General features: G+C 73.3%; 26 protein-coding genes. 15 read left to right on the forward strand and 11 right to left on the reverse strand.

Annotated elements, in window-relative coordinates; all coding sequences use genetic code 11:
* Positions 1-31: 31 nt before the first annotated feature.
* Both ACFWYM_RS36695 and ACFWYM_RS36700 read right to left on the reverse strand, forming a co-directional pair.
* Positions 32-721, reverse strand: coding sequence for an ABC transporter ATP-binding protein (locus ACFWYM_RS36695; protein ID WP_384847163.1), 690 nt, complete (start codon positions 719-721; stop codon positions 32-34).
* Positions 722-779: 58 nt separating this feature from the next.
* Positions 780-1,880 carry an ABC transporter permease gene (locus ACFWYM_RS36700; RefSeq protein ID WP_384847164.1) on the reverse strand — a complete coding sequence of 367 codons (1,101 nt, stop codon included), beginning with the start codon at positions 1,878-1,880 and terminating at the stop codon, positions 780-782.
* Between the two features lie 207 nt (positions 1,881-2,087).
* Between ACFWYM_RS36700 and ACFWYM_RS36705 the strand changes: the two genes are divergently transcribed.
* Together ACFWYM_RS36705 and ACFWYM_RS36710 are read left to right on the forward strand one after the other, a co-directional pair.
* Positions 2,088-3,299 (forward strand): sensor histidine kinase, encoded by a 1,212-nt coding sequence (locus ACFWYM_RS36705; RefSeq protein WP_384847166.1) that lies wholly within the window; start codon positions 2,088-2,090, stop codon positions 3,297-3,299.
* Positions 3,296-3,928: a response regulator gene (locus ACFWYM_RS36710; RefSeq protein WP_384847168.1), complete on the forward strand. Its 633-nt coding sequence runs from the start codon at positions 3,296-3,298 to the stop codon at positions 3,926-3,928. Before ACFWYM_RS36705 ends, ACFWYM_RS36710 begins: the two co-directional genes overlap by 4 nt.
* A gap of 30 nt (positions 3,929-3,958) precedes the next feature.
* Here ACFWYM_RS36710 and ACFWYM_RS36715 read toward each other — a convergent pair whose 3' ends face one another.
* The 3 genes from ACFWYM_RS36715 to ACFWYM_RS36725 all read right to left on the reverse strand — a co-directional run bounded on the left by ACFWYM_RS36715 (position 3,959) and on the right by ACFWYM_RS36725 (position 6,770).
* A complete protein-coding gene (locus ACFWYM_RS36715) occupies positions 3,959-4,900 on the reverse strand; it encodes a sigma-70 family RNA polymerase sigma factor (protein ID WP_384847170.1) in 942 nt (313 codons plus the stop codon).
* A gap of 10 nt (positions 4,901-4,910) precedes the next feature.
* A complete protein-coding gene (locus ACFWYM_RS36720; protein WP_384847172.1) occupies positions 4,911-6,104 on the reverse strand; it encodes an NAD(P)/FAD-dependent oxidoreductase in 1,194 nt (397 codons plus the stop codon).
* A 123-nt stretch (positions 6,105-6,227) separates the two neighbouring features.
* Complete coding sequence (locus ACFWYM_RS36725) at positions 6,228-6,770, reverse strand: universal stress protein (protein ID WP_384847174.1); 543 nt, start codon at positions 6,768-6,770, stop codon at positions 6,228-6,230.
* A gap of 83 nt (positions 6,771-6,853) precedes the next feature.
* Here ACFWYM_RS36725 and ACFWYM_RS36730 point away from each other — a divergent pair, with 83 nt between their 5' ends.
* The gene (locus tag ACFWYM_RS36730) at positions 6,854-8,323 is read left to right on the forward strand and encodes a PLP-dependent aminotransferase family protein (RefSeq protein WP_384847176.1); all 1,470 of its coding nucleotides are present in this window, start codon (positions 6,854-6,856) and stop codon (positions 8,321-8,323) included.
* Between the two features lie 72 nt (positions 8,324-8,395).
* Here the strand turns inward: ACFWYM_RS36730 and ACFWYM_RS36735 are convergent, their stop codons facing one another.
* Positions 8,396-8,707 (reverse strand): DUF5955 family protein, encoded by a 312-nt coding sequence (locus ACFWYM_RS36735; RefSeq protein WP_384847178.1) that lies wholly within the window; start codon positions 8,705-8,707, stop codon positions 8,396-8,398.
* Between the two features lie 255 nt (positions 8,708-8,962).
* Here ACFWYM_RS36735 and ACFWYM_RS36740 point away from each other — a divergent pair, with 255 nt between their 5' ends.
* The 4 genes from ACFWYM_RS36740 to ACFWYM_RS36755 all read left to right on the forward strand — a co-directional run bounded on the left by ACFWYM_RS36740 (position 8,963) and on the right by ACFWYM_RS36755 (position 13,646).
* Entirely contained in the window at positions 8,963-9,652 is a 690-nt protein-coding gene (locus ACFWYM_RS36740) for an NTP transferase domain-containing protein (RefSeq protein WP_384847180.1), read from the forward strand.
* A gap of 304 nt (positions 9,653-9,956) precedes the next feature.
* On the forward strand, positions 9,957-11,576 hold the full coding sequence (aceB, locus tag ACFWYM_RS36745) for a malate synthase A (protein WP_384847182.1): 1,620 nt from the start codon (positions 9,957-9,959) through the stop codon (positions 11,574-11,576).
* A gap of 206 nt (positions 11,577-11,782) precedes the next feature.
* Entirely contained in the window at positions 11,783-12,397 is a 615-nt protein-coding gene (locus tag ACFWYM_RS36750) for a hypothetical protein (protein ID WP_384847184.1), read from the forward strand.
* A gap of 13 nt (positions 12,398-12,410) precedes the next feature.
* Complete coding sequence (locus ACFWYM_RS36755) at positions 12,411-13,646, forward strand: pentapeptide repeat-containing protein (protein ID WP_384847186.1); 1,236 nt, start codon at positions 12,411-12,413, stop codon at positions 13,644-13,646.
* Positions 13,647-13,658: 12 nt separating this feature from the next.
* Here the strand turns inward: ACFWYM_RS36755 and ACFWYM_RS36760 are convergent, their stop codons facing one another.
* Positions 13,659-14,915 carry an MFS transporter gene (locus ACFWYM_RS36760; RefSeq protein ID WP_384847188.1) on the reverse strand — a complete coding sequence of 419 codons (1,257 nt, stop codon included), beginning with the start codon at positions 14,913-14,915 and terminating at the stop codon, positions 13,659-13,661.
* A 117-nt stretch (positions 14,916-15,032) separates the two neighbouring features.
* Between ACFWYM_RS36760 and ACFWYM_RS36765 the strand changes: the two genes are divergently transcribed.
* Complete coding sequence (locus tag ACFWYM_RS36765) at positions 15,033-15,485, forward strand: winged helix-turn-helix transcriptional regulator (RefSeq protein ID WP_384847190.1); 453 nt, start codon at positions 15,033-15,035, stop codon at positions 15,483-15,485.
* Between the two features lie 12 nt (positions 15,486-15,497).
* Here ACFWYM_RS36765 and ACFWYM_RS36770 read toward each other — a convergent pair whose 3' ends face one another.
* The gene (locus ACFWYM_RS36770) at positions 15,498-16,004 is read right to left on the reverse strand and encodes a carboxymuconolactone decarboxylase family protein (protein WP_384847192.1); all 507 of its coding nucleotides are present in this window, start codon (positions 16,002-16,004) and stop codon (positions 15,498-15,500) included.
* Positions 16,005-16,159: 155 nt separating this feature from the next.
* Here ACFWYM_RS36770 and ACFWYM_RS36775 point away from each other — a divergent pair, with 155 nt between their 5' ends.
* Positions 16,160-16,978, forward strand: a complete 819-nt coding sequence (locus ACFWYM_RS36775) for an alpha/beta fold hydrolase (RefSeq protein WP_384847194.1) — start codon at positions 16,160-16,162, stop codon at positions 16,976-16,978.
* Positions 16,979-17,008: 30 nt separating this feature from the next.
* Here ACFWYM_RS36775 and ACFWYM_RS36780 read toward each other — a convergent pair whose 3' ends face one another.
* From ACFWYM_RS36780 to ACFWYM_RS36790, 3 genes are all read right to left on the reverse strand, one after another.
* The gene (locus ACFWYM_RS36780; RefSeq protein WP_384847196.1) at positions 17,009-18,772 is read right to left on the reverse strand and encodes a serine/threonine-protein kinase; all 1,764 of its coding nucleotides are present in this window, start codon (positions 18,770-18,772) and stop codon (positions 17,009-17,011) included.
* A 157-nt stretch (positions 18,773-18,929) separates the two neighbouring features.
* Positions 18,930-19,811 carry a HipA family kinase gene (locus ACFWYM_RS36785; protein WP_384847198.1) on the reverse strand — a complete coding sequence of 294 codons (882 nt, stop codon included), beginning with the start codon at positions 19,809-19,811 and terminating at the stop codon, positions 18,930-18,932.
* Between the two features lie 37 nt (positions 19,812-19,848).
* Positions 19,849-20,526 carry a winged helix-turn-helix transcriptional regulator gene (locus tag ACFWYM_RS36790; RefSeq protein WP_384847200.1) on the reverse strand — a complete coding sequence of 226 codons (678 nt, stop codon included), beginning with the start codon at positions 20,524-20,526 and terminating at the stop codon, positions 19,849-19,851.
* Between the two features lie 84 nt (positions 20,527-20,610).
* Here ACFWYM_RS36790 and ACFWYM_RS36795 point away from each other — a divergent pair, with 84 nt between their 5' ends.
* From ACFWYM_RS36795 to ACFWYM_RS36820, 6 genes are all read left to right on the forward strand, one after another.
* Positions 20,611-21,822: a pyridoxal phosphate-dependent aminotransferase gene (locus tag ACFWYM_RS36795; protein WP_384847202.1), complete on the forward strand. Its 1,212-nt coding sequence runs from the start codon at positions 20,611-20,613 to the stop codon at positions 21,820-21,822.
* Between the two features lie 16 nt (positions 21,823-21,838).
* Positions 21,839-22,450: a peptidase gene (locus ACFWYM_RS36800; protein ID WP_384847204.1), complete on the forward strand. Its 612-nt coding sequence runs from the start codon at positions 21,839-21,841 to the stop codon at positions 22,448-22,450.
* Positions 22,451-22,498: 48 nt separating this feature from the next.
* Entirely contained in the window at positions 22,499-23,749 is a 1,251-nt protein-coding gene (locus tag ACFWYM_RS36805) for an FAD-dependent monooxygenase (RefSeq protein ID WP_384847315.1), read from the forward strand.
* Positions 23,750-23,904: 155 nt separating this feature from the next.
* Positions 23,905-25,206 carry a VWA domain-containing protein gene (locus ACFWYM_RS36810; protein WP_384847205.1) on the forward strand — a complete coding sequence of 434 codons (1,302 nt, stop codon included), beginning with the start codon at positions 23,905-23,907 and terminating at the stop codon, positions 25,204-25,206.
* A complete protein-coding gene (locus ACFWYM_RS36815) occupies positions 25,206-25,997 on the forward strand; it encodes a hypothetical protein (protein ID WP_384847207.1) in 792 nt (263 codons plus the stop codon). Before ACFWYM_RS36810 ends, ACFWYM_RS36815 begins: the two co-directional genes overlap by 1 nt.
* A 79-nt stretch (positions 25,998-26,076) precedes the next feature.
* The gene (locus ACFWYM_RS36820; protein ID WP_384847209.1) at positions 26,077-26,670 is read left to right on the forward strand and encodes a histidine phosphatase family protein; all 594 of its coding nucleotides are present in this window, start codon (positions 26,077-26,079) and stop codon (positions 26,668-26,670) included.
* Positions 26,671-26,705 lie beyond the last annotated feature (35 nt).

Here is a 26,705-nt window from a genome sequence, read left to right on the forward strand (position 1 = left end):
GACCCCCGTATCGGCCTGAACGGCCTCGTCCTCAATCGCCGGACAGGCTGACAGGTGCCCCTACCCGTCCGTCCACCAGCTCCACCACCCGGTCCGCGACAGCGAGCCGCGCCCGGTCATGCGTCACGAGGACCGTCGCCGTCTCCCGCTCCCGCGTCAGACGGGCCAGCAGGTCCATCACCGCCGCTCCCCGCTCGTGGTCGAGCGCGCTGGTGGGCTCGTCCACGAGCAGTACCGCGGGCTCGTTCATCAGCGCCCGCGCGATCCCGATCCGCTGCCGCTGGCCGCCGGAGAGCTGGTGCGGCCTGCGGTGCGCCTGGTCCGCGAGTCCCACCGCCGCGAGCAACTCCCTTGCCCGGGAACGGACTTCGCGCGGCCGCCGCCCGTCCAGGTGTGCCATCAGCTGGAGCTGCTCGACCGCCGTGAGCGAGCCCAGCAGGTTCGGCTGCTGGAACACGATGCCCATCCGGCGCCGCCGCAGCTCGGCCCGCTCGGACCGGGACAGCGCCCCCGTCTCCGTACCGTCGACGCACACGCGCCCCTGGTCGGGCGTCACCAGCGTCGCGGCGACCGCGAGCAGGCTGGATTTGCCGGAGCCGGAGGGGCCGACGACGGCGGTGAGGGTCCCGGCCGGGACGTCGAGGCTCACGGCGTCGAGGGCGGTGAGCCGGCTGTCCCCGTCGGGGTAGGTCAGCGTGATGTCTTCGAGCGTGAGGCTCATCGGGCACGTCCCAGGGCGGTGAGGGCGGTGAGTGCGGTGAGGGCCGGAGCGGTACGGGTCATCGGGCGCTTCCCAGCGCGGTCAGGGGGTCGACGGCGGTGATCCGGCGTACGGAGAGCCCGGCGCCCAGCGCGCCGAGGGCGATCATCACGGCGGCGGGCCACAGGACGGTCGGCGGGTCCAGGACGAAGGGCACGTCGCCGCCGCTGATCAGGCCGCCGACCGCGACCGCGATCCCGGTGCCCGCGGCCGTACCGGCGGCGAGCATGACCAGCGCCTGCCCGAGGGCGTCCCGCAGCAGATACGGGGTGGAGGCCCCCAGCGCCTTCAGAACGGCGATGTCCCCCGCTCGCTGGATCGTCCACACCGTGAAGAACGCCCCTATCACCAGCGCGGAGATGACGAAGAGGAAGCCGCGCATCAGCTGGAGCGAGCCGTTCTCGGCCTGGTAGGAGCCGATGGCGGTGAGCGCACCGTCCAGGGACTTCGTCTCGGTCCCGGCGGCCTTGTCGCCCGCCGCGAGGTCAGTGTCCCCGCTGGTGCGCAGGGCGATGACGGTCGCCTGGTCGCCGCGGTCCGTGCCGCGGTGGCCGAGCCGCTGCCAGTCGTCGAGGGCGGTCCAGACGACGGGCGTATGGCTGTACGAGGCGGTGCCCGCGATGCGTGCGACGCGCCCTTCGACCGCGCCGCCGAGCCGCACCGTGTCGCCGACCCGGACCCCGAGCTCGTCCGCCGCCTTCTCGGAGAGCACGAGCTGCCCCGGCCCGATTCCCCGGGGCGCGATCCCCGAGTCCGGCGCGACGCCGAAGGCGGACACGGCGGCGGATCGCTTCCCGGAGGCGGCCCGGTCCCCCGCCGTGGCGTTCAGGGTGCTGATCCCGATGGGCTCCGCCGAGCGCACGCCGGGCTGCCCGGCCCACTCCGCCCAGGTGCGCCGCTCTACCTGGGAGTTGGTGAAGGAGACGGACTGGCCGCCCGGCGGCGCGGCGAACGCGAGGTGGTCCGCGGGCAGGCCCGTGATCGCCGAGGTGTTCTCGCGGGCGAGCCCCGCGGTGAGCCCCGACAGCAGGCCGACGAGGAGGGTGATCAGCACGACGACGGTTCCCATCAGGGCGAACCGCCCCTTGGCGAACCGCAGGTCTCTCCATGCGACGAACATGGCCCCCACCCTGCGTGCCGGGCCCCCGCCCGGGCATCGCGCCACGGCACGCTTCACCCGAATCGAAGGAGGGAGGCGGGCTTCAAACTTTTGGTTGACGGAGGTGGGGCGGGCCCGGCTTACGGTGGCGGGGGCTCTGCGTGCGGGGCGGGGCGCTTCGGCCTCCGGGCCTGCGGCGGAGGGGCTCCGCTTACGCTGGAGGTGACCATGAAGCCCGCACAGCACACCCCCGTGGCCCGCGCCCTGCGCCTCTCGTTGCACGCCCTGCTCGTCGGGCTGCTGTGCCTCGTGGTGGTGCGGGCGCTGACCGGCGACGCGCCGCGGCCGGCGGCCGTCGTCACCGCGGCCGTGGTCATGGGCGCCGTCTACGCCTTGGGCGCCGCCCGGCCCTCCGTAGGGCAGGCGCAGCCCACCGCGGCACTCTGGCTCGCCGCGCTCGGCGCGACCTGGCTGGCGCTGCTCGCCCTCTCGCCCGACGGGCTCTGGCTCGCCTTCCCGCTCTACTTCCTCCAGCTGCACCTGCTGCCGCTGCGCTGGGGGCTGCCCGCCGTCGCGGCGACAGCGGCCGCCGCGATCGCGAGCTTCCTGCTGCACGGCGCGGAGGTCACGCCGGGCTCCTTCATAGGCCCCTTGCTCGGAGGGGCCGTCGCCGTCGCGGTCGTCCTCGGCTACGAGGCGCTGTACCGCGAGAGCGAACGCCGCCGTGAGCTCATCGACGAGCTCATCGCCACCCGCGCCGAGCTCGCCGCCGCCGAACGCACCGCGGGCACCCTCGCCGAGCGCGAGCGCCTGGCCCGCGAGATCCACGACACCCTGGCCCAGGGCCTCTCCTCGATCCAGCTCCTCCTGCGGGCGGCCCAGCGCGCGCTGCCCTCCGGCTCCCCCGCCGCCGCGCACATCGAGCAGGCCCGCACCGCCGCGCAGGACAACCTCGCCGAGGCCCGCCGCTTCGTCCGCGCCCTCACCCCGCCCGACCTCGCGCACGACTCGCTCGCCGGGGCGCTGCGGCGGCTGTGCGAGTCCAGCACCACGCCCCGGGTCCGCTGCACGGTGAGCGGCACCCCGACCGAGCTCCCGACCCCGTACGAGGTGGCCCTGCTGCGCGTCGCCCAGTCCGCGCTCGCCAACACGGTGCGGCACGCGGAGGCCGAGCGGGCGGAGATCACGCTCACGTTCATGGACTCCTCGGTGACGCTGGACGTGGTGGACGACGGGCGGGGCTTCGACCCGTTCGACCCGGGAGCGGAGCGCGTACCCCGGGTGGCGGAGGGCGGGTTCGGGCTGCCCGCGATGCGCTCGCGCGCCGAGTCCCTGGGCGGCACGTTCACCGTCGAGTCCGCCGCCGGACAGGGCACCGCCGTGGCGATGTCCCTGCCGCTGCCCGCCCGCCCGGCCCGCCCCCAGGAGCACTCGGCATGACCACCATCCGTCTGCTCCTCGCCGACGACCACCCCGTGGTCCGCGCGGGCCTGCGCGCCGTCCTCGACGCCGAGCCGGACTTCACGATCGTCGCGGAGGCCGCCACCGCCGAGGCCGCGGCGGAACGGGCCGCCGAAGGCGACGTGGACGTCGTGCTCATGGACCTCCAGTTCGGCGCCGGGATGCACGGCTCCGAGGCCACGGCGGCGATCACCGCGCGCGAGGGGGCGCCGCGGGTGCTCGTCCTCACCACGTACGACACCGACGCGGACATCCTGGCGGCGGTCGAGGCGGGCGCGGCGGGCTACCTCCTCAAGGACGCCCCGCCCGAGGAACTGGCCGCGGCGGTACGCACGGCGGCCTCGGGGCGCTCCGCCCTCGCCCCCGCGATCGCCCACCGCCTGATGGACCGCATGAGGGCGCCCGCCGAGGCCCTGAGCCGCCGCGAACTCGAAGTCCTGCACCTCGTCCGCGCCGGCCTCTCCAACCAGCAGATCAGCAAGGAACTGTTCCTGAGCCAGGCGACGGTGAAGTCCCATCTGGTGCACATCTACGCGAAGTTGGGGGTGGACTCGCGGACGGCAGCCGTGGCGGTGGCGACGGAGCGGGGGCTGATCCGGCGGGCCTAGGGACCGCCGTGTCGATCAGGCAGCGGCCGGTCACCACGCGCTGATGACCGGCGGCGCGTCGGGTTCGCGCTGCCGCCACGTCTCGTTGAGGCGCGTGAGCCGGTCGCCGGCGGCGATGCCGTACAGGGACACGACCTTGCCGTCACCGACGCCGAACGCCACCGCGCCCACGACCCGGTCCCCGACCACGGCGAGGACGGCGGGGACGCCGTTGACCAGCGCGATGTGCATCGCGGGGGTGCCGCCGGCGAGGCGCCGCTTCGCCGGGGTGGCCTTGAAGCCGGCCCGTACGAAGGAGGCGATGCGCTCGCGCGACGTGTACCGCAGCAGCCGCCTGGCCAGTCCGGCGCCGTCCGAGACCGCGGTCGCGTCGGCGGTGAGCATCTCCACCAGCCGTTCGGTGCGCCCCGACACGGCGGCGGTGAGGAACTCCTCCACGATCCGGCGCGCGGACGCGGGGTCCACCTCGCCGCCGCCGCGACGCTCGGCGGCGACCCGGCGGCGGGCCCGGTGGACGTGCTGCTGGCTCGCGGACTCGGTGATGTCGAGGATCCCGGCGATCTCGGCGTGGGGGTACGAGAACGCCTCGCGCAGCACGTAGGCGGCCCGCTCGACCGGCGCGAGGCGCTCCATGAGGGTCAGCACGGCCAAGGACACCGATTCTCGCTGCTCGAAGGTGTCGGCCGGGCCGAGCATCGGGTCGCCCTCGAGGAGCGGCTCGGGCAGCCAGGCGCCGGCCGCACGCTCGTGCCGCACCTGCGCCGAGCGGAGCCGGTCGAGGCAGAGGTTGGTGACGACCTTGGTCAGCCACGCCTCCGGTACCACGATGTGTTCCCGGTCCGCGGCCTGCCAGCGCAGGAACGCGTCCTGCACGGCGTCCTCCGCGTCGGCCGCCGAGCCGAGCAGACGGTACGCCAGCGAGGCAAGGCGTCCCCGGCCGGCCTCGAATCGGTCGAGGGCTGCACTGTCCATGCGGCGCAGCCTAGGCGGCGACCCGCACACCGGTGACCCGCTCGGGCTCGGTGGCCAGGCGGTGCCTGCGCTTCGGCATGCCGTAGGTCGGGTGGGCGATACTCCAGCCGGCCCCGGTGAGCACGCCCGACTTGAGGCGGGCGGCGGTGCGGCCGCCCAGGTACCAGGACTTCGACCGGACGTCCCGGCCCACCATCTGGAAGATCGCGTCCCGCCGCCCCAGGCTGATGTGGTTGCCCGGGTACTTCAGCCCCACGGTCGGGACCTCGCCGTCCGTGAGGCGCGCGACGATCGCGGCGGTCGCCTGCATGGCGGTGAAGCCCGCCGAGGCGCAGGACATCGGCATCGGCCGGCCGTTGTCGCCGATCACGAAGGCGCAGTCACCGGCCGCGTAGACGTCCGGGTGCGAGACCGAGCGCAGGGTGCGGTCCGCGGCGATCTGGCCGGTCGCCGCGACCTCCAGGCCGCTGGCGGTGGCGATGGGGTGCACGGCGAACCCGGCCGTCCACACGGTCGCGTCGGCCGGCAGCGACCTGCCGTCGGCGGCGATCGCCCGGTCCGGTTCGACGGCGTCGATGCCGGTGTGCTCGTGGACGGTGATGCCGAGCCGGTCGAAGGCGCGGCTCAGGTGGCGGCGGGCCTGAGGAGAGAGCCAGCCGCCCGGCTCGTCACGGGCGGCGAGCGCGACCGAGAGATCGGGCCGCGCGTCGGCGATCTCGGTGACGGTCTCGATGCCGGTCAGCCCCTCGCCGACGACCAGCACGCTGCCGCCCGCTTCGAGCCCGGCCAGGCGCTCGCGCAGCCGCAGCGCCGAGGACCGGCCGGTCACATCGAAGGCGTACTCGTGCACGCCGGGGACGCCCTGGTCGGCGACGGAGCTGCCGAGCGCGTGGACGAGCGTGTCGTACGGGAGTTGGCCGTCGCCGTCCTCGCCGGTCACGGCGACGGTACGGCGCTCGGGGTCGATGCCGGTCACGTGCGCCAGGCGCAGCCCTACGCCGGTGCCCGCGAACATGTCGGTGAGCCTGCGGACCGGGAGGTCCCGGCCGCTCGCGAGCTGGTGGAGCCGCATCCGCTCCACGAAGTCGGGCACGGCGTTGACGACGGTGATCTCGGTGTCGGCGGGCGACAGCCGGCGGGCCAGGCTGCCGGCGGCGAAGGCCCCGGCGTATCCGGCGCCGAGGACCACGATGCGGTGCTTCATGGCGTTGCTCCTGTCTCGTTCGCGTGCCTCCTGAACGAGACGGCGCCCCGATTGCTGACAGGAGCCGGGTGTGACCCCGGTCACCGCGTCGCGGCGCCCCGCTGCCCACCCGCACCGGCCCGGTCAGCCCACCGTCACGAAGTCCTGTGCCGACACCTTCCGCAGCGCCCGCCCAAGCCCCTTCGGCACCTCGGGCGCCCGGACCACGAGGACCCCGCACACCGCCCTCCGCAGCACCCGCCGCCGCACCCGGCCACCCCCACGCCGCGCGTGCGGACGGGACCCCACCACCAGCAAGTCGTCCTCCCCCGGCGCCATGTCGCACAACGCGGCCGCCGGGCGCCCCCGCACCACCCACCGTTCCACCTCGACGCCCCCCGGCGCACCCCCGAAGACCTCGTCGAAGGCCCGGTCCAGGCGCGCCCGCGCCTCGGCCTTCCAGTGCGCGGCCCACTCTTTGTCGGGGTGGCGCAGGTACAGGGCCTCCCCCTCCGGCGGCTCCCAGGCCAGGACCGCGAGCAGCGGACGGCCGCTGTTCCTGGCCTCCGCCGCGGCCGCCCGCAGCGCCGCGAGGCTCGCGAGTGAGCCGGTCACTCCGACGACGACGCGCCCTCTCGCCGCTTCCTCCTTCTCCGTTGTCCCCGTCCCCGTGCTCTCCGTACGCACTTCCGCCTCCCCTTTCCGTGCCAACACACCCGACTCTGTACTCTCATTGGCCTGGATGGCAGGGCCAATACGCAGGAGTTGGCATGGCAGAGGCACGAGTGGTCCACTCCGTGGACAGGCGGCTCGGCAGCAGGCAGCTGGCGGGGCTCGTCACGGCCGCGGGCGGGGAGCACCCGGGGTATCGCGCGCTCGCGCAGAGCGTGCGGACGCTGCTGCTCGACGGGCGCATTCCGCTGCACACGCGGCTGCCCGCCGAGCGGGAGTTCGCGGTCGCGCTCGGTGTGAGCCGGGCCACCGTCACCGCCGCCTATGACGTGCTGCGGGAGGGCGGGTTCGCGCGCAGCCGGCGGGGGGCGGGGACCTGGACCGAGCTGCCCGAGGGGAGCAGGCCCGCCAATCTGGCCGCCTTCCCGGTCGGTGACGGGATGATCGAGCTGGCCTCGGCGGCGCCCGGAGCACCCCGCGCCGAGCTCGCCGACGCGTTCGCCGCGGCCGGGGAGCAGCTGGCCCGGCATGCCCCGACCCCGGGCTACCACCCTTACGGGCTGCCGGAGTTGCGGGCCGCCATCGCCGAGCGGTTCACAAGGAGGGGGCTGCCGACTCTTCCCGATCAGGTGCTGGTGACCACGGGAGCCCAGCACGCCCTGTCCCTCACGCTCTCCCTTCTCGGGCGGGCCGGTGACCGGGTCCTCGTGGAGAACCCGTCGTACCCGAATGCCCTGGACGCGATGCGCCGCCAGGGGCTGCGGGCCACGCCGGTGCCGGTGACCACCGAGGGCTGGGACACCGACCTGGTGGAGTCCACGCTGCGGCAGGCGGCGCCCCGCATGGCGTATCTCGTGCCGGACTTCCAGAATCCGACGGGCGCCCTGATGCCGGAGGATCAGCGCCGGAAGGTGATCGGGACCGCGCGGGCCACCGGCACCTGGCTGGTCGTCGACGAGACCATCTCGGACATCGCGCTCGACGTGCCGCCGCCCGCGCCCTTCGCCGCGCACGCGCCGCACGGGGCGGCCGAACAGATCGTCACCGTGGGCGGGTTGAGCAAGACGCACTGGGGCGGGCTGCGGGTGGGGTGGGTGCGGGCCGGGTCGCGGCTGATCACCGAGCTGGCGACCGCGCGCGTGCCCTCCGACATGGCGACGCCCGTCATCGAGCAGTTGATCACGCTGCATCTGCTGGAGCGCACGGACGACGTGCTGCGTCAGCGCCTGCCGCTGCTGCGGGCCCAGCGCGACTCCCTCGCCGCCGCGCTCACGCACCATCTGCCGGAGTGGCGGTGGCGGCTGCCGGCCGGCGGGCTCTCGCTCTGGGTGGACCTGGGGCAGCCGGTCGCCTCGGCGCTCGCGCAGGCCGCGCTCGCCCATGGCGTACGGATCGAGAGCGGGGCCCGGTTCGGGGCCGACCCCGGCACGCACGAGCACCGGCTCCGGATCCCCTTCACGGCGCGCGCCGAGGTCGGCGAGGAGGGGGTGCGACGGCTCGCGGCCGCGCTCGCGGGCGGGCTGCCCGCGACGGTACGGGAGGACGGCCACCCGCACTGGGTGGCGTGAACTGTTCGTTCAGGCGGACTATTTGGGCAACTGCAGGGGCAGGTGGGGCGGCCTGGAGGGCAAGCGGCAGCGCTATCGAGAGGGCTCGCCGAAGAGGTCCACGGCGGCCCGCACCCCGCCGAGCGCGGCCGTCAGGGCGCTCACCGAGCCGATCGCCGCGGCGACCAGAAGCAGGGAGCGGCGCAGGCGCGGGACCTCGGGGAGGCCGCCCGCGGCCATCGCGGCGAGCGCGGCCAGCTCGTCCTCGGCGATCGCGCGGTCGGGGAACTCGGCGGGATGCGCGGCCAGTTCACGGCGCAGCCGGGCCACGGCGGTGCGCAGCTCCGCCACTCTGGGGTCCGTACCGGTGTCCGCCACTGTCCGCCGTCCCACACCGCGCAACACAGCTCTCCCCCTCGCACTCCGTTGTGCGATGCCGTCGTGATTCCCGTGAATCTCGTGATTCCCGTGCCGGATCTCTTACGAGGTTCCGCGCCCGGTCTCTTGCCAGTTCAGATGGCCTCCGGCGGGCGCTGGTCATACGCCCGGGGGCCGCGGGCCAGTAAACGCCACGGGACACGGGCGGCGCCACTTCGGTGGCCGGAATCCGACGCCTCACTTTCCTGTGGGATTCGGGGGGCATTGCGGTATCCAGGAGGCATGACGCGTACACCGGATTCGCCCGGTACCGGCCCGGCCGCGCCCGTCGCGGGCCTGCTGCTCGCCGCGGGCGGCGGGCGGCGGCTCGGCGGGCGGCCCAAGGCCCTCCTGGAACACCGCGGCCGCCTCCTCGTGGAGCACGCCGTGGACGTGCTGCGGGCGGGCGGCTGCGAGCGGGTGCACGTGGTGCTCGGGGCGGCCGGTGCCGTCGTACGGGAGCGGGCGGCGGCCGCGCTGGCGGGCTGCGCCGTCGTCGACAACCCGGAGTGGGCGGAGGGCATGGGGTCCTCACTGCGTGCGGGGCTCGCCTCCCTGCACGGGACCGGGGCGGACGGGACCGGGGCGCACGGGATCGGGGCGGACGGGATCGGGGCGGACGGGACCACTGCGGCCGCCGCCCTCGTCGTCCTCGTCGACCAGCCGGGCATCGGCGCGGACGCGGTGGCACGCGTCCGGGCCGCCTACCGCTCGCCCGAGACCCTCGCCGCCGCCGCGTATGAGGGGCGGCGCGGGCACCCCGTGCTCTTCGGGTCCGCGCACTGGGCGGGCATCGCGGCGAGCGCGGTGGGCGATCGGGGCGCACGCTCGTATCTGAAGGAGAACGCGGACGCGGTGACGCTCGTCGAGTGCGGGGACGTCGCGGAGCCGTACGACATCGACACGGAGGCCGACCTGGGCCGCCTCGCCTGAGCGAGGGGAACCCGGGCCGCCTCGCGTGAGCGACGGGAAGGCGGGAACCCGCCCCCGAGCCGTGGACGGGCCCGGTCCACATGGAGTGACCGGCATGGCACTCAGCGCCATGTTCTGTCGACGAAGAGAATCTCGACGTCAACAAACCATTGAACTTCCACTATGAGGAAACTAGTATCCACTGTTCAGAAGCGCCTTTCCGCTTCGAGAGCGCCTGCGACGGTGCTCGGAGCCCTGGGCACCCAGTGCCACGGCGCACGCCTGTAGAAGTAGTGAAGTAGCTCGCTGAAGGAAGTGACAGCTCATGTCCGCACCAGCGCCCTCCCCGCTGGCCATCGTCGACGCAGAGCCCCTGCCCCGGCAGGAAGAGGTCCTCACCGACGCGGCGCTCGCCTTCGTGGCCGAGCTGCACCGGCTGTTCACGCCCCGGCGTGACGAGCTCCTCACCCGCCGCGCCGAGCGCCGCGCCGAGATCGCCCGCACCTCCTCCCTGGACTTCCTGCCGGAGACCGCCGCGATCCGCGCCGACGACTCCTGGAAGGTCGCCCCGGCCCCGGCCGCGCTCAACGACCGCCGCGTCGAGATCACCGGCCCGACCGACCGCAAGATGACCATCAACGCCCTCAACTCGGGCGCCAAGGTCTGGCTCGCCGACTTCGAGGACGCCTCCGCGCCCACCTGGGAGAACGTGGTCCTCGGCCAGGTCAACCTCGCCGACGCCTACGAGCGCCGCATCGACTTCACCGACCCGAGGTCCGGCAAGTCGTACGCCCTCAAGGACGCCGACCAGCTGGCCACCGTCGTGATGCGCCCGCGTGGCTGGCACCTCGACGAGCGCCACCTGCAGATCGACGGCCGCCCGGTCCCCGGCGCCCTGGTCGACTTCGGCCTCTACTTCTTCCACAACGCCAAGCGCCTCATCGAGCTCGGCAAGGGCCCGTACTTCTACCTCCCGAAGACGGAGTCGTACCTGGAGGCCCGCCTCTGGAACGACATCTTCGTCTTCGCGCAGGACTACGTGGGCATCCCGCAGGGCACGGTCCGCGCCACCGTCCTCATCGAGACGATCACGGCCGCGTACCAGATGGAGGAGATCCTCTACGAGCTGCGCGACCACGCGTCCGGCCTCAACGCCGGCCGCTGGGACTACCTCTTCTCCATCGTCAAGAACTTCCGTGACGGCGGCTCGAAGTTCGTCCTGCCGGACCGCAACCTGGTGACGATGACCGCCCCGTTCATGCGGGCGTACACCGAACTCCTCGTCCGCACCTGCCACAAGCGCGGCGCCCACGCCATCGGCGGCATGGCGGCCTTCATCCCGTCCCGCAAGGACGCCGAGGTCAACAAGGTCGCGTTCGAGAAGGTCAAGAACGACAAGGACCGCGAGGCCGGCGACGGCTTCGACGGCTCCTGGGTCGCCCACCCCGACCTGGTCCCGATCGCGATGGCCTCCTTCGACGCGGTGCTCGGCGAGAAGCCGAACCAGAAGGACCGCCTGCGCGAGGACGTCTCCGTGGCCCCCGGCGACCTGATCGCCATCGACTCGCTGGACGCGAAGCCCACGTACGACGGCCTCGTCAACGCCGTCCAGGTCGGCATCCGTTACATCGAGGCGTGGCTGCGCGGCCTCGGCGCCGTCGCGATCTTCAACCTCATGGAGGACGCGGCGACGGCGGAGATCTCCCGCTCCCAGATCTGGCAGTGGATCAACGCGGGCGTCGTCTTCGAGAACGGCGAGACGGCCACGGCGGACCTCGCGCGCAAGGTCGCGGCGGAGGAACTCGGCAAGATCCGCGAGGAGATCGGCGCCGACGCCTTCGCGGCGGGCAAGTGGCAGGAGGCCCACGACCTCCTCCTCCAGGTCTCCCTGGACGCCGACTACGCGGACTTCCTGACGCTTCCGGCGTACGAGCGGCTGGTCTGAGCCGGCGAGCTGAGCCGGGCGGCCCCGCCGCCCCCGTCATGCCTCCGGGCCCCGGCGCCGCACTGCGCCGGGGCCCGGTGCCGTTGTCGCCCGCCGGTCCTTACGATGTCGGTCGTCGATGTGGGACGACCGGACGGGGGCAGATGGTGAACAGCGGGCCGTACACGCAGTGGCCACAGATCGGGGGGCCAACTCCCTGGACCCCGTTGGACGATCACCTCCTCTATACGTGCCATGTCGTCGAGGACCTCGTGGCGGGCCGGCTCGCCGACCGGACGCCGATACCGTCGATGGCCCGCCTGGCGCCCGGGGAGCTGTCGCTCGCGGTGGGGCCCGCCGCCCGCGCCACCTGGCGGGGTCTCGGGGACGGCTCCTACACGCACACCTCGACGCTGGCCGTGGGGCGGACCGGGTTCGTGATCGGGAGCATGGTCGGCACGGCGCTCGGCAACGCGGCGCGGCGGCGACAGGCCGCGGCCAACGCCCAGGAGCGCTGGGTGCCCGACGGCCAGGGCGAGGTGACCGTCACCGACCGGCGCGCCTACTTCGGGCACCCGCAGAACTGGCTCGACCTCGGCTGGAGCGGCCTCGACACGGCGGACCTCGTCGCCCCCGACATCTTCCAGTGCTCCTTCCGGGACATGTACAACGGCTCGGCCCAGACGGTTCAACTCCACAGCTTCTGGGCGTCGTTGGTCTTTGTCCTGGCCGCGCATTCCGCCTTCCCCGCGCATCCCCGCCTCCTGGGCGGCACCTGGCTGCCTCCTGAGTTCGAGGCCAAGTGCCAGGCGTACGGGCGCACTTGCCCGCAAGTGCGCTGAGGTCGACCCCACCATGAGTCAACGTCTTTCCCAGCGTGCGCACGAAGAGCGGCGCGGCCTGCGGCTCTGGCCCGTCGGCACGGTCCTCGCCCTGGCCTTCGTCGTCGCTCTGCTCGTCGCCGCCGGGGTCTTCTACACCGCCTGGGACCTGCTGGGAGCACGGGAGTTGAAGCCCGAGCGCCGTATCGACTCCACGACGCTGTTCGACCTCGTCAAGCTCTCCTTCGGCGTGGTGGCCGGGGCCGGTGCGCTGGTGGCCCTGATCGTCGCCTACCGCCGCCAGCGCGTCGACGAGGACGGCGCGCTGCGGGACGCCACGCGCCTGCACACCGAACGCTTCACCGCGGCGGTGTCGCAGCTCGGCGACGACTCGGCCGCGGTGCGCCTCGGCGGCGTGCACGCGCTGGCCGGGCTCGCCGACGACGCCCCGACCCGCGAGCTCCGCCAGACCGCCATCGACGTCCTGTGCGCGTACCTGCGCCTCCCCTACGTCGCGGAGGCCGACCTCCCCGACGGCGACGCGCAGGCCCGGCACGCGTACCAGGCCCTGCGGGAGGTGCGGCACACCGTCATCCGGCTCGTACGGGATCACCTGCGGCTGGCGGCCGGGCATCCGCACTCGTGGCAGGGGCACGACTTCGACTTCACCGGGGTGGTGTTTGACGGCGGGGACTTCAGTGAGGCGGTGTTCTCGGGCGGGAAGGTCAGCTTCGGCGGGGCGGCCTTCTCCGGAGGGGAGGTGAACTTCGGCTCGGCGGTGTTCTCCGGGGGCGAGGTCAGCTTCCGGGAGGCCGCCTTCTCCGATGGTGAAGTGAGCTTCCTCGGGGCGAAGTTCAGCGGTGCCACGGTCCACCTCCTGAAAGCGCAGTTCTCCGGCTGCGGGGTCAGCTTCCTCGGGGCCAAGTTCTCCGGCGGCACCGTCTTCTTCACCGGGTCGGTGTTCTCCGACGGCTGGATCAACCTCTTCGGCGCGCAGTTCTCCGGAAGCGAAGTCGTCCTCACCGGGGCGGTGTTCTCCGGCGGCAGGGTCGACTTCAGCGCGGCGGAGTTCGCTGCCGGGGACGTCGACTTCCAGAGCGCGACGTTCCACGAAGGCACGGTCGACTTCGACAACGCGGCGTTCCTCGGCGGCACGGTCGACTTCAAGAACGCGACCGGCAGGGCGCCGCACCATCTGCTCCCGCAGTACGGGGAGACCGTACCGGCCGGGGTGGTCCTGCCCCCGGCCTGGCTCACGGGCCGCCCATAAACGGCCACGCCCCTACCCCTGCCTGTTCCGTGTGCACGCCCACAGCACCAGCCCCAGGCAGCTGAACCCGGCGCCCAGCCCGCACACCGCGCCCCAACCCGCCACCGCGTAAAGGGACGTCGAGGCGATCGCGCCGGTCGCGCTGCCGATCGAGTAGAAGATCATGTAGCCGCCGATCAGCCGGCTGCCCGCCTCCGGGTGCAGCGCGTAGATCAGCGTCTGGTTGGTGACATGGACCGCCTGCACGGCGAGGTCGAGCAGGAGCACCCCGAGGAACAGCGCCCAGAGCGAGCTCCGGGTGAAGGCCAGGGGCAGCCACGAGACGGCCAGCAGGGCCAGCGCGCCGCCGGTCGTACGCCGGGAGAGCCCGCGGTCGTTGAGGCGCCCCGCCGCGTTCGCGGCCAACGCGCCCGCGACACCGATCAGGCCCAGCGCCCCGATCTCGCTGTGGGACATGGAGTACGGGGCCTCGCTGAGCGGCAGCGCGACGCTGCTCCACAGGGTGCTGAACGAGGCGAAGACCAGCAGGCCGAACAGGGCTCGCAGCCGGAGCAGCCGCTCCCCCGCGAACAACGTGACGGTGGAGCGCAGGAGTTGACCGTAGCCGAGGCGCGGGGCCGTAGGCGTGGCCCCTCCGTGGCGCGGCAGCACGCGGTGCAGGACGAGGGCGAGCAGCGCGGTGAGCGCCGCCGAGGCGGCGTAGACGGAGCGCCAGCCCGCCAGGTCGGCCAGGAGGCCGGACACGGTGCGGGCCAGCAGGATGCCGATGACCACGCCGCTGGTGACCAGGCCGACGACCCGGCCGCGTCCGGCGGGCGGGGCCAGTGACGCCGCGAAGGCGACCAGTGTCTGCGTGACCACGGCGAGCAGCCCCGTGGCGGCCATGCCCACGAGCAGGATCGCCGCGGTGCGGGCGGTGGCCACGCCCGCCGACGCCACGACGAGGAGCAGCAGTTGGGCGACGACGAGCCTCCTGCGGTCGGTCACGTCGCCCAGCGGCACGAGGAAGAAGAGCCCCAGGCCGTAGCCGACCTGCGTGAGGGTGACGACGCTGCCGACGAGTGCCGGGCTCATGGAGAGGTCGTCGCCCATGGTCACGAGGAGCGGCTGGGAGAAGTAGACGTTGGCGACGGCGGCGCCGCAGGCGACGGCGAAGAGGGTGACGACGGCGCGGGAGAGGACGAACTCCTCGGAGCCGTCCCCCCGCGCACCGTCCCCCCGCGCACCGGCATCACAATGGCCCGTCGCCGTCACGCAGTTGCCCGACATCAGCACCCTCCCCATCCTGGTTGCAACTTGCTACCAGCGAGGACGGTAGCCCCACTGGTAGCATGTTGCAACCAGATCGGAGCTGCACAGCTGGGGAAGGAAGAGAGGGCGGTCGCCATGGTCACCAGAACCCGCTTCGACGACAGCGAATGTCCCGTCGCCCGGTCCGTGGACGCGATCGGCGACTGGTGGTCCCTGCTGATCGTGCGGGACGCCTTCGACGGCAGCCGGCGCTTCGGGGAGTTCCAGCGCAGCCTCGGCGTCGCGAAGAACATCCTCACCACGCGCCTGCGCACCCTCGTCGCCGGGGGCGTCCTCGAATCCGTCCCCGCCTCGGACGGCAGCGCCTACCGCGAGTACGTGCTGACGCCGAAGGGCAAGGCGCTGTTCCCCGTCATCGTGGCCCTGCGGCAGTGGGGCGAACAGAACTTCTTCGCCCCCGGCGAACCGCACTCGGAGCTGGTCGACCGCCGCCGGGGAGAGCGCCTGCGCGCCCTGGAGGTCCGCTCGGCGGACGGGCGCCGCCTGGATCCCGACGACACCACGGTCCACAAGGTCTCGGCGCAGTGACCCGAGTTGACCTCAGTTCCACGGATCCGTGAACGACCGGCCGGGGACCGGCTTGGCGATGAGGGCCACGGGGGTGAAGAAGTTGACCTGGCCGATCGCGAACATCAGCGTGGCGAGCGCCTTCGGCTCATAGTGCTCGGCCGCCAGCGCGTACAGCTCGTCGGAGACCCGCTCGCCGTCCGCGGTCGGCTGGAGCACGGCCTCCACCAGCGCCAGCGCGGCACGCTCCGCACCGGTGAAGTACGGCGAGTCCTGCCAGGACGCCACCGACGTGATCCGCTCCTGCGACTCCCCCGCCTTGTTCAGGAATCCCGTGTGCAGAACGGTCAGGTAGGTGCTGCCGGCGATCTGTCCGGCGCGCAGCTGGACCAGGCTGATCGTCGAGCGCGGCACCGAACCGTTGCCGGTCACCTTGAACAGGGCCGCCGACACCTCCGCCATCCCGGGAACGAGCCCCGCCGGGTCCTCCGTCATCCTCGGGGTCATCGGAACCTCTGCCGTGATCGATCGCGTTGCCATCACTGTCTCCTTGGGGCATTCGAATCGCTTTCACTGCCCTGACGGATCGCGAGGGAGAAGTGTGACCGCCCGCCGGGACTTGTCCGGTGCGAGGGCTTGCGGATCGGCGGAGAAGCGGTGCGCTGGTGGACACGAGCTACCCGAGGAGGAACGGCATGGCCCACGTCACGTCCCGGGACGGAACACCCATCGCCTTCGACCGTACGGGAGCCGGCCCCGCCCTCGTCCTCGTCGGCGGGGGCCTGGACGACGGCGCCGAGAACGCCCCGCTCGCCGTCGAGTTGGCCGCCCACTTCACCGTGCTCAACTACGCCCGCCGGGGCCGGGGTGAGAGCGGTGACACCCTGCCCTACGCCCTGGAGCGGGAGTTCGAGGACCTGGAGGCGCTGATCAACGAGCTGGTCAACGGGACCGACAGCCGGTCGGTCCACGTCTACGGCGTCTCGACCGGCGGCGCGCTCGCCCTCGAAGCCGCCGCGGCCGGAGTCCCCGGGATCGGCAAGCTCGCGGTCTACGAAGTCCCGTACAACATGGCGGCGGACTGGCCCCGCCAGTGGCAGGCGTACGTCCGCGAGCTGCACGCACTCCTGGAAGCGGACCGCCGTGGCGACGCGCTCGCCCTGTTCATGCGCCTGGCGGGCACCTCCGAGGAAGACATCGCGGAGGCCCGGAAGGCGCCCTTCTGGCCGGGCCTGGAGCCCCTCGCGCCCACGCTCGCCTACGACGCGGCCTGCGCGGGCGACGGGCAGCCGCCCACGGCCCGTCTGGCCCGCATCGCCCAGCCGACCCTCGTGGTGACGGGCGACGAGCGCCCCGCCGACGCCGCGCTCTGGGTCCGGGCCCTCGACCGGGCCGCCGACACGATCGCCGCGAGCATCCCGCACGCGCGCCGGGCGACGTGGCCGGGCCAGTCGCATGTGGCGGACCCGAAGGTGGCCGCGCGCGAACTCGGCCGGTTCTTCGCGGGCGGATGAGAGGCCGGCCCCTCCGCCGAGACGGCCGGGTCACCTCGACTCGGCGCACAGATATCCGCCGCTGATCAGGATCCGCTCCCGCGCGGCCACACCCGACCCGCAGGCTTCCTCTCCCAGCACCTTCAGATGCTGGTCGGTGCCCTTGACCCGCACCTCGTAGTCGGCGGCCTCCGCCCAGCAGGGCACCTTGCCCCACTCGGACGAGCCCTCGCCGTCGCCCATGGAAACGTCCCTGTACAGGCAGTCGCCCACATCGGCCGACTCGACGGAGCCGTGCCATTCGCGGCTGACGAACCCGGAGAAGCCCTGGTTGGTGGCGTACAGGAGCAGGGCGAGGCCGAGGGCGACGACGACGGCCATGAAGCAGCCGCCGGAGGAGGATGACGAGGAGGAGGACGACGACTTCGAACTGCCCGGGGAATGGGCGCTGTTCGGGGATCTCGAGCCGCTCTTGGGCTGCTGCCGCGCGGTCCCCTGGGGCTTCGGCCGGGACGTCGCCGTGCCCCTGCTCGCCGCACTCCCCGCACTCGCCGCGCTCAGACTGCTCCCCGGCGTCAGCACCAGGCCCGTCCCCTGCACGCGAGCCGTCAGCCGCAGGGTCGTCCCCGCCTTCACGTATGTCTCGTTGGGCGCGCTCCGCGGCCCGCCGGTGATCCACGCGCGCACGTCGCGGTCGCCCGCCTCGATCTCGAAGGTGCCGGTGCGGCCCACCGGGATGCGCCCGACGAGCACGTCGTCGACGAGGAGCCGCAGGAGCGTGCCGACGTCGTTGGTGACCTTCAGCGTCGCCCGCTCAGCCCGCCCCCAGCTCCCGGCCCGCCCCGGGCTCCCGGCCCGCTCAGGCCGCTCGGTCCGTTCCGCGCGCTCCACCTCTTCCTGCTCTTCCTGCTCTTCCTGCTCTTCCAGCTCTTCCAGCTCTTCCAGCTCTTCCAGCTCTTCCAGCAGCTTGGTGGTGCCATCCGAACCCCCGCCCCCCGGCGCCGACTTGAGCATCTCCTCGGCCTGCTCCATCGAGGGCCGCGCGTCCGGCTCCTTCGCGAGCAGACGCGTGATCAGCGGTTCGAGGCGCCCGGCACGACGCAGCGGCGGCGGGTCGTCGTACGCGACCGCGTGCAGCGAGGCCGCCGCCGTGTCCCGCTGGAACGGGCTGCTCCCCTCCGCCGCCTCGTACAGCGTCGTGCCCAGCGAGAAGAGGTCGCTCGGGGTGCCGCCCCGGTCCCCCAGGGCGCGTTCCGGCGCGAGGTAGGGCGCGGAGCCGATGACCGCGCCCGTCACGGTCAGGGAGGTACCCTCCTCGGATGCGGCGATGCCGAAGTCGGTGAGGAGGATCTGCCGGTCCTCGGTGAGCAGTACGTTGGCGGGCTTCACGTCGCGGTGCACGATGCCCGCACGGTGCGCGGCGCCGAGCGCGGCGAGCAGCGCGGCGGCGATGTCCTCGACGGCGGACGGCGCCAACGGCCCGCTCTTGAGGCGGTCTTGGAGCGTACCGCCGCTGACGAGCTGCATCACGATCCAGGGGCGGTCGTCGTGCATGACGACGTCGTGGACGGTGACGACGTTCGGATGGTCGCGCAGCCGCGCGGCGCTGAGGGCCTCCCGTTCGGCGCGCTTGAGCCGCGCGGACTGTTCCGCGGCCGACAGCTCCGGGCGCAGCCACAGCTCCTTGAGCGCCACCCGGGTCTCCAGGCGCCCGTCGTGCGCCTCCCACACGCGGCCCATGCCGCCGGACCCGAGGACCCGGACCAGCCGATAGCGGTCCGCGATCACGTCGCCCTCGCACGCCCCCTGCGTCACAGCTCCCCCTGCCTGCCACCTGAGCGGAGTCCCGCATCGTAGAGCGCCTGGGGGCACGTTCCGGTTCCACTCAACCGGAGCCATCTCAAGGGGAGTTCACCCTCGATCAACCATCGATCAGCCCTCGATCGGCCCTCGATCGGCCCTCAACAGGAACTCACCGCGTCTGCGGCCTCCCCTGCAAGTCCGGCACCCTCTTCAGCCACGCGGGCCGCCCCGCCTCCACCGCACGCGCCCGTCGCACGTCCTCCGAGGCGAGCTCGTCGCGCGAGGGGAAGCCGTCGGGCAGCCACGCCGCGGAGGACCGGGCGCGCTCCGCGAGATACGTGACGTACGCCTCCCGGACCTCCTCGGGGCCGGCGAACCCGGGCTCCCCCGCCAGCCACGCCTCCGGCACCTCCGCCACGATCTCCCGCAACAGCTCCTCGGTCACCTGCGGCGCCAGCTCCGCGTCCGCCGCCCGGGCGTCCGGCCCGTAGCCGCCGAGCGCGTGGTGGCGGAAGTCGTACGCCTTGTCGGGCGCCGACGTGCCCCAGCGGTGGTGGAAGACCAGCGCCGCCCCGTGGTCGATCAGCCAGAGCCGGGGCGGCTGCACCCCGAACGTCGGCCAGATCATCAGGTTCGAGCTGTGCACCGTGCGGTCCACGTTCGCGGTGAGGGCGTCGAGCCAGACGATGCGGCCCGCCTCCAGCGGGTCCACGTCGATCGCCTCGGGCGTGAAGTCGGCGGCGCCCGGCAGATAGTCCATGCCCAGGTTGAGCCCGGCGCTGGCGTGCAGCAGGTCCTGGACCTCCTGGTGCGGCTCGTCGGCGGCGACCGCCGGGTCGAAGTGGACCAGCACCAGGTCCGGGAAGCGCAGCCCGAGGCGGCGGGCGAGCTCGCCCACGATGATCTCGGCGACCAGCGCCTTGGTGCCCTGCGCGGAGCCGGTGAACTTCACGACGTACGTACCGAGGTCGTCGGTCTCCACGACGCCGGGCACGGAGCCACCGGCCCGCAGCGGGGTCACATACCGGACAGCAGTCACTTCTCGCAGCACACCGGCCACCTTAAGCGGCCGCGCGGCCGCCCCGCGATCAGGTTTCCCGCAGGGCCGCCAGGGCCTTGGCGAGGCGGCCCTCGCCCGTGACCTCGATGCGGCCGTCCCGCACCCCCTCCGCGAGCGTCACCGCCCCCCGGCTCACCTCGGCGCAGGTCTCGGCGGACAGTGCGAGGCGGACGTCGGGGTCCGTGGGCGCCGGGCCGTCGCCGTACCCGGTGTCACCGGCGGCGTCCCCCACCGGCGTCTCCCCCACGCGCACGTGGAACTGCCCCTCGTCCAGGCGCACTTCCGCGACCCCCGGCACCCCGAGCCCCGCCAAGTGCCGCAGCAGCGGCAGCGCGAACCAGTGCGCGCGCACCGCGTCCGTGTCCCTGCGCTCGGCGAGGGCCGGGGCACCCCACGTGCCGAGCGCCTGCAGGACGGGGAGCAACTCGCGCCCCCGGCCGGTGAGTTCGTAGACGGAGGCCGCCGCGGGCGGCGGGAGCCTGCGGCGGGTCACCAGACCCTCGCGCTCCATGTCCTTGAGGCGCGAGGCGAGGACGTCCGTACTCACGCCCGGGAGGTCGGCGTGCAGGTCCGTGTAGCGGCGCGGCCCGACGAGCAGCTCGCGGACGACCAGCAGGGTCCAGCGGTCGCCCACCGCGTCGAGGGCGCGGGCGGCCGCGCAGTACTGGTCGTAGCTGCGCCTGGAGGGTGTACGGCGAGGTGGCATGCGACGCAGTCTAAGCAATTTGTTGGACTTTCCAAGGTGCTACTTGGTAAAACCAAGTCACTAACGTCACAGGAGGCGCGTCGCATGGAGTTCCGGCAGTCGAGCAAGCTCAGCGAGGTCTGTTACGAGATCCGGGGCCCCGTCATCGAGCACGCCAACGCCCTGGAGGAGGCGGGCCACAGCGTGCTCCGCCTCAACACGGGCAACCCCGCGCTGTTCGGCTTCGAGGCGCCCGAGGAGATCGTCCAGGACATGATCCGGATGCTCCCCACGGCCCACGGCTACACGGACTCCCGCGGCATCCTCTCGGCCCGCCGCGCCGTCGCCCAGCGCTACCAGGCCCTCGGCCTGACGGAGGTCGACGTCGACGACATCTTCCTCGGCAACGGCGTCTCCGAGCTCGTCTCCATGGCCGTCCAGGCCCTCCTGGAGGACGGCGACGAGGTCCTCATCCCGGCCCCCGACTTCCCGCTCTGGACCGCCGTCACCACCCTCTCCGGCGGCAAGGCCGTGCACTACCTGTGCGACGAGCAGGCGGACTGGTACCCCGACCTCGACGACATGGCCGCGAAGATCACCGACCGCACCAAGGCCGTCGTGATCATCAACCCGAACAACCCCACCGGCGCCGTCTACCCCCGCGAGGTCCTCGAAGGCATCCTCGACCTGGCCCGCCGCCACGGCCTGATGGTCTTCGCCGACGAGATCTACGACCAGATCCTCTACGACGGCGCCGTCCACCACAGCGTCGCCTCGCTCGCCCCCGACCTGGTGGTCCTGACCTTCTGCGGCCTCTCCAAGACGCACCGCGTCGCGGGCTTCCGCTCGGGCTGGATGGTGGTGACCGGACCCAGGCAGCACGCGAAGAGCTACCTGGAGGGGCTCACCATGCTCGCCTCCATGCGGCTGTGCCCCAACGCCCCCGCCCAGTACGCCATCCAGGCCGCGCTCGGCGGCCGCCAGTCCATCCACGAGCTCACCGCCCCGGGCGGCCGCCTCCACGAGCAGCGCGACAAGGCGTGGGAGAAGCTCAACGAGATCCCGGGCGTCAGCTGCGTGAAGCCCAAGGGCGCGCTGTACGCCTTCCCGCGCATCGACCCGAAGGTGCACCCCATCGTCGACGACGAGAAGTTCGTCCTCGACCTCCTGCTCCGCGAGAAGATCCAGGTCGTCCAGGGCACCGGCTTCAACTGGCCGCGCCCCGACCACTTCCGCATCCTCACGCTGCCGTACGCCGACGACCTGGACGCCGCGATCAGCCGCATCGGCCGCTTCCTCAGCGGCTACCGGCAGTGACGTACCGTCGGTCCGCATGAGCCACGACTGCGCCGCCTGCCCGCTCCCCTCGTACACCCAGTTCGCCTCGCCCGAGCTGGTCGGGCCGATCGTGTACGAGGGCCACGACCGCGCCGACGACCCCGCCTGGCGGGAGTCCGGCGCGGCCACGCTCGACGACTACGCGCGCTGGTGCGGGCACCTGTGCGGCCTCACCTGCTTCCGCATGGCACTGGGCCCCGCCGCCCCCAGCCTCTTCGAACTCCGCGACGGGGCGCTGAAGTTCGGGGCCTACACGGAGGACGCGGAGGGCGAGATCCGGGGTCTCGTCTATGCGCCGTTCGCGGAGTACGCGCGCGAGGTGCACGGTGTCGGCGCCACCGTGCACCGGCATCTCTCGGTCGACGAGGTCATCGGCCTGCTCGACGAGGGGCGCACCGTCATGGCCTCCGTGCACTTCGAGATCCGGCGCCCGCAGCGCCCCGCGCCCGGCCGGGGCGGGCACCTGGTGCTCCTGACCGCCCGCACCCCGGACGGCAGGCTCCACTTCCACAACCCCTCCGGCATCGACGCCGCCACCCGCACCGCCGCCCTCGCACCGGAACACTTCGAGCCGTTCTTCGCGGGACGCGGCGTGTCCATGTACTGACGGAGGGTGCTGACAGCGGGTCATCGCTGCTGCCAGGATGGCCGGATGATGCGTGGAGGCAGGGTCGCCGTCGTGGGCGGCAGCATCGCCGGGTGCGCCGCGGCCGTCGCCGCACACCGGGGCGGCGTGGACGAGATCACGGTGTACGAGCGGGCGGCGGGCGACCTCGCGGAGCGCGGCGTCGGACTCGCGGCACACAACTCCCGTTACGCGGAGCTGGAGTCGGCCGGGTACATGGACGCGGGCATGCCGTGGGTGCAGCTGGTGCGCCGCCGGTGGTACGTGCGCGACGAGGCGGGGCCGGGCGCGGGGGCGAGGTCGGGGCCGGGGTCGCTCGGACGCGAGTTCGCCGTGACGCCGTTCCCCTTCCGTACGTACAACTGGGGTCCGCTGTGGCGGGAGTTGCGCGAGCGGGTACCCGCGGCGGTGCGGTTCCGGGAGGGCGCTCGGGTGGTCGCGGTGCGACCCGGCCCCGACGGCGCCGAGGTGGAGACGGAGAGCGGGACCGGCGAACGCTTCGACCTGGTGATCGGCGCGGACGGCTACCGCTCGGTGGTCCGCGAGTCCTTCGCCGAGGTCCGCCCCGCGTACGCCGGGTATCTCGCCTGGCGCGGCGCCTACCCCGAACACCGGCTCCCGCACCCGGAGTTGTGGGCGCGCGAGGACGCCGTGTACGCGGTCTTCCCGGGCGGCCACCTCATCGTCTACCGCATCCCGGACGACCACGGCGGCGACCGCGTCAACTGGGTCCTCTACACCGCCCCGCCGGCAGACCTGGACCTCGGCCTCGACCGGGACCTGGGCCTCGCGACCCCGACCAGCCTCCCGCCCGGCGGCCTCACCAAGGCCCTGGACGACCACCTCAGCTACGTGGCGGAACAGCTGCTGCCGCCCTACTGGGGCGAGTTGGTGCTCACGACCGCGCCCGCCGAGCGCTTCCTCCAGCCCATGTACGACTTCACGGCGCCCCGCTACACCGCGGACCGCGTCCTGCTCATGGGCGACGCGGCCACGGTCGCCCGCCCGCACACCGGCGCGGGCGCGGTCAAGGCGCTGCAGGACGCCACGGTCCTGGAGTCCGCCTTCGCGACCGCCACGACCTGGCCGGACGCCCTCGACACGTACGACACCGACCGCACCGTGGCCGGCCGCACGATGGTCGACCTGGGCCGGGCGCTCGGCCGTGCCCTCGTACAGGAGACGCCGGACTGGCGCGCGCTCGACCAGGCGGGCCTGGAGGCGTGGTGGAAACAGGCGGACGGCTCCGGGGCGTTCGGGGGGCGCGAGCTGCGGCGGTAGCGCGGGGCGCGGAGCGCGCGGCAGCGGGCGCCCGGAGAGCGGCGACCGAGGGGAGCGCGGCGCCCACGCCGGTGGGCAGCGGACGATGCGCCGTGCGAGGCCCGGATCCGCCTCCCGTTTTGGGGTTGTCGCCCCAAGATCAATAGGATCCGGCGATGATCACAAGACACCGGCCGGCGGGCTGGGCGCCGGCCCTGCTCGCCGCCCTGACCGCGGGGCTCGTCGCCGTGGGCGGCCCCGCCCTCGCCGACGACGAGGCGCCCGACGAGCCGCAGCAGGCCGCGCCCAAGGTCGAGTTGATGCTCGACGTCAGCGGGTCCATGCGGGCCAACGACATCGACGGCCGCTCCCGGATGGCCGCCGCGAAGCAGGCGTTCAACGAGGTGCTCGACGCGACGCCGGACGACGTCGAGCTCGGCATACGCACCCTCGGCGCCAACTACCGCGGCGACGACCGCAAGACGGGCTGCAAGGACACCGAGCTCCTCTACCCGGTCGGCAAGCTCGACTCGGCGGGCCGCACCGACGCGAAGGCCGCCGTGGCGACGCTCGCGCCCACCGGCTGGACCCCGATCGGCCCGACGCTCCTCAAGGCCGCCGACGACCTGGACAAGGGCGACAAGGAGGCGAGCCGCCGCATCGTCCTCATCTCCGACGGCGAGGACACCTGCCAGCCGCTCGACCCGTGCGTGGTCGCCCGCGACATCGCCGCCAAGGGCATCCACCTCACCATCGACACGCTCGGCCTGGTGCCGGACGCCAAGACCCGCGACCAGCTCAGCTGCATCGCCGAGGCCACCGGCGGCACCTACACCTCGGTCCGGCACACCGACGAACTCTCCGGCCGCGTCAAGCAGTTGGTGGACCGCGCCGCCGACCCGGTGGCCACGCCCGTGGCCACCGAGGGCGCCGCGCAGTGCACCGACGCGCCCGAGCTGAAGTCCGGCCTCTACACCGACCGCGAGACCTTCGGCGAGCACCGCTACTACCGCGTTCCCGTGAAGCCCGGCCAGGAGCTCCGCGCCTCCGTGAGCGTCGGCGCCGACCGGGCGGTCGACCCCGACTACGGGGTGCTGCTCACCGCGTCCACCGAGAGCGGCCGCGAACTGGTGCGCGGCGCCGAGGCGGGCGACGGCCGCACCGACGTCATCTCGACCGGCCTGCGCTACCCGAAGGCTGAAGCCGAGGACGACGAGGACGAGGACCAGGCCGAGTCCGTCTGCCTGCGCGTGAGCAACTCCTTCTCCGCGCCCGCCTCCGTCAAGCGCACGCCCGGCCTGCCCGTCGAGCTCGCCGTGGACGTCGTGGACGGCCCGGACCAGGCGTCCGACGTGGCCTTCTTCGGACTCGGCCACGGCTGGTGGCTGCTCGGCCTGCTGGTCCTGACCGGCTTCGTCGGCGGCGTCATCTGGGGCTGGCTGTCGCGCTGGCGCTTCGCGGTGTGGAGGACCAACTGATGCGTACGGTACGTGTGTTGCGCAACTCCGCACTCCTGGCGGGGGCGGCGCTGCTGGCCCTCGCGGGCCCGGCGACGGCCGACAACGGCGACAAGGACAGCGAGTCGGCACCCCCGTCCCAGGCGGGCACCTCCTTCCGCACCGCCACCGCGCTGACCCCCGACGCGGACGAGGCGGCCACGGCCGACGCCTCCACGGGCGACTACCTGTACTGGTCGTTCCCCGCGGACGCCGGGCAGCGCGCCACCGTGCACACCACGGTGAAGCTGCCCGAGGCCGCCGCCCGGCACGCCGCGTCGACCTGGCAGCTCGACGTGTACGACGGGCTCCGCCGCCACCAGGCGTGCCGCCTCGGCACGCCGACGAGGACGGCGGCCCAGGACGCGGGCTCGGTCTCGCTCTCCTGCACCCTGCGCACGGTCAGGTCCTGGTCGGAGCAGTGGGCCAACGACCCGCTCCCCGGCACCTATTACGCCCGTCTGACCGTCACCGGCCTCAAGGCGGACGACCTGGGCGCGCCCGTGCGGGCCGAGGCGAAGGTCACCACGACCGACGCGGGCGGCGCGCAGGCCGTCGACGGCAAGCTCGCCGAGCCGCTGGTGCCCGGCGCGGGCAGCGCGGGCAAGACGGTCGCCGACGCCGAGCCCGAGGACGGCTGGGCCTCCGGCTGGTGGTCCTCGCGCTGGATCTGGACCGGCCTCGGCGGCGTCCTCGCGGCGCTCGCCGGCATCGGCGGCTATGCCCTGACGCGCGGCTCGGGCCGCCCTTCGAGGGTGCCGCCCGCCGTCTGACCTGCCCGTCATGGCAATCTCGGTGGTGGCCGTGCCACACGGCAGGGCCACCACCGAGCGAACGGACGGTACGCGAACCATGGGTGATCTGCTCCTCGTGCGGCACGGCGAGACCGAGTGGTCCCTGAGCGGCCGGCACACGAGCTGGACGGAGATCCCCCTCACCGAGAACGGCCGCAGGCAGGCCCGTTCCCTCGCCCCGCTGGTCGGCACGTACCGCATCGGCGCGGCCTTCACGAGCCCCCGCGAGCGCGCCCGCGAGACCGCGGCGCTCGCCGGGTTCCCGGACGCGACGGTGGACCCGGACCTCGCCGAGTGGGACTACGGCGCCTACGAGGGCGTCACCACCGTCGAGATCCACCGCACCCGCCCCGACTGGTACCTGTTCACGGACGGCGCCGCCCCCGGCCCGCCGGAGCACCCCGGCGAGAGCCCCGAGCAGGTGGCGGACCGCGCGGACCGCATGCTGGCGAAGGTCGACGCCGCCCTCGCCAACAACGAGGGCAGCGTCCTCCTCTTCGCCCACGCCCACTTCCTGCGCGCCCTGACCGCCCGCCGCCTCGGCCTGCCCGCGTCGGGCGGCTCGATCTTCCTGCTCGCGACGGGGACGGTGAGCCGCCTCAGCACGGAGCATGGACGGCCGGTGGTGGCGAGCTGGAACGTACGGCCGTAACAGCGCGAGCGAGAAAGGGGGATTGACAGGGGATT

Source organism: Streptomyces sp. NPDC059009 (genome assembly GCF_042740175.1).
GTDB lineage: Bacteria > Actinomycetota > Actinomycetes > Streptomycetales > Streptomycetaceae > Streptomyces.

What these genes read in the sequence shown, in the direction of transcription:
- ACFWYM_RS36720 (WP_384847172.1), bottom strand. Translation starts at nt 6,104, where the DNA reads ATGAAGCACCGCATCGTGGTCCTCGGCGCCGGATACGCCGGGGCCTTC.
- ACFWYM_RS36730 (WP_384847176.1), top strand. Translation starts at nt 6,854, where the DNA reads ATGGCAGAGGCACGAGTGGTCCACTCCGTGGACAGGCGGCTCGGCAGC.
- ACFWYM_RS36705 (WP_384847166.1), top strand. Translation starts at nt 2,088, where the DNA reads ATGAAGCCCGCACAGCACACCCCCGTGGCCCGCGCCCTGCGCCTCTCG.
- ACFWYM_RS36695 (WP_384847163.1), bottom strand. Translation starts at nt 721, where the DNA reads ATGAGCCTCACGCTCGAAGACATCACGCTGACCTACCCCGACGGGGAC.
- ACFWYM_RS36760 (WP_384847188.1), bottom strand. Translation starts at nt 14,915, where the DNA reads ATGTCGGGCAACTGCGTGACGGCGACGGGCCATTGTGATGCCGGTGCG.
- ACFWYM_RS36795 (WP_384847202.1), top strand. Translation starts at nt 20,611, where the DNA reads ATGGAGTTCCGGCAGTCGAGCAAGCTCAGCGAGGTCTGTTACGAGATC.
- ACFWYM_RS36740 (WP_384847180.1), top strand. Translation starts at nt 8,963, where the DNA reads ATGACGCGTACACCGGATTCGCCCGGTACCGGCCCGGCCGCGCCCGTC.
- ACFWYM_RS36800 (WP_384847204.1), top strand. Translation starts at nt 21,839, where the DNA reads ATGAGCCACGACTGCGCCGCCTGCCCGCTCCCCTCGTACACCCAGTTC.
- ACFWYM_RS36810 (WP_384847205.1), top strand. Translation starts at nt 23,905, where the DNA reads ATGATCACAAGACACCGGCCGGCGGGCTGGGCGCCGGCCCTGCTCGCC.
- ACFWYM_RS36715 (WP_384847170.1), bottom strand. Translation starts at nt 4,900, where the DNA reads ATGGACAGTGCAGCCCTCGACCGATTCGAGGCCGGCCGGGGACGCCTT.
- ACFWYM_RS36775 (WP_384847194.1), top strand. Translation starts at nt 16,160, where the DNA reads ATGGCCCACGTCACGTCCCGGGACGGAACACCCATCGCCTTCGACCGT.
- ACFWYM_RS36765 (WP_384847190.1), top strand. Translation starts at nt 15,033, where the DNA reads ATGGTCACCAGAACCCGCTTCGACGACAGCGAATGTCCCGTCGCCCGG.
- ACFWYM_RS36790 (WP_384847200.1), bottom strand. Translation starts at nt 20,526, where the DNA reads ATGCCACCTCGCCGTACACCCTCCAGGCGCAGCTACGACCAGTACTGC.
- ACFWYM_RS36755 (WP_384847186.1), top strand. Translation starts at nt 12,411, where the DNA reads ATGAGTCAACGTCTTTCCCAGCGTGCGCACGAAGAGCGGCGCGGCCTG.
- ACFWYM_RS36700 (WP_384847164.1), bottom strand. Translation starts at nt 1,880, where the DNA reads ATGTTCGTCGCATGGAGAGACCTGCGGTTCGCCAAGGGGCGGTTCGCC.
- ACFWYM_RS36710 (WP_384847168.1), top strand. Translation starts at nt 3,296, where the DNA reads ATGACCACCATCCGTCTGCTCCTCGCCGACGACCACCCCGTGGTCCGC.
- ACFWYM_RS36770 (WP_384847192.1), bottom strand. Translation starts at nt 16,004, where the DNA reads ATGGCAACGCGATCGATCACGGCAGAGGTTCCGATGACCCCGAGGATG.
- ACFWYM_RS36815 (WP_384847207.1), top strand. Translation starts at nt 25,206, where the DNA reads ATGCGTACGGTACGTGTGTTGCGCAACTCCGCACTCCTGGCGGGGGCG.
- ACFWYM_RS36805 (WP_384847315.1), top strand. Translation starts at nt 22,499, where the DNA reads ATGCGTGGAGGCAGGGTCGCCGTCGTGGGCGGCAGCATCGCCGGGTGC.
- aceB (WP_384847182.1), top strand. Translation starts at nt 9,957, where the DNA reads ATGTCCGCACCAGCGCCCTCCCCGCTGGCCATCGTCGACGCAGAGCCC.
- ACFWYM_RS36820 (WP_384847209.1), top strand. Translation starts at nt 26,077, where the DNA reads ATGGGTGATCTGCTCCTCGTGCGGCACGGCGAGACCGAGTGGTCCCTG.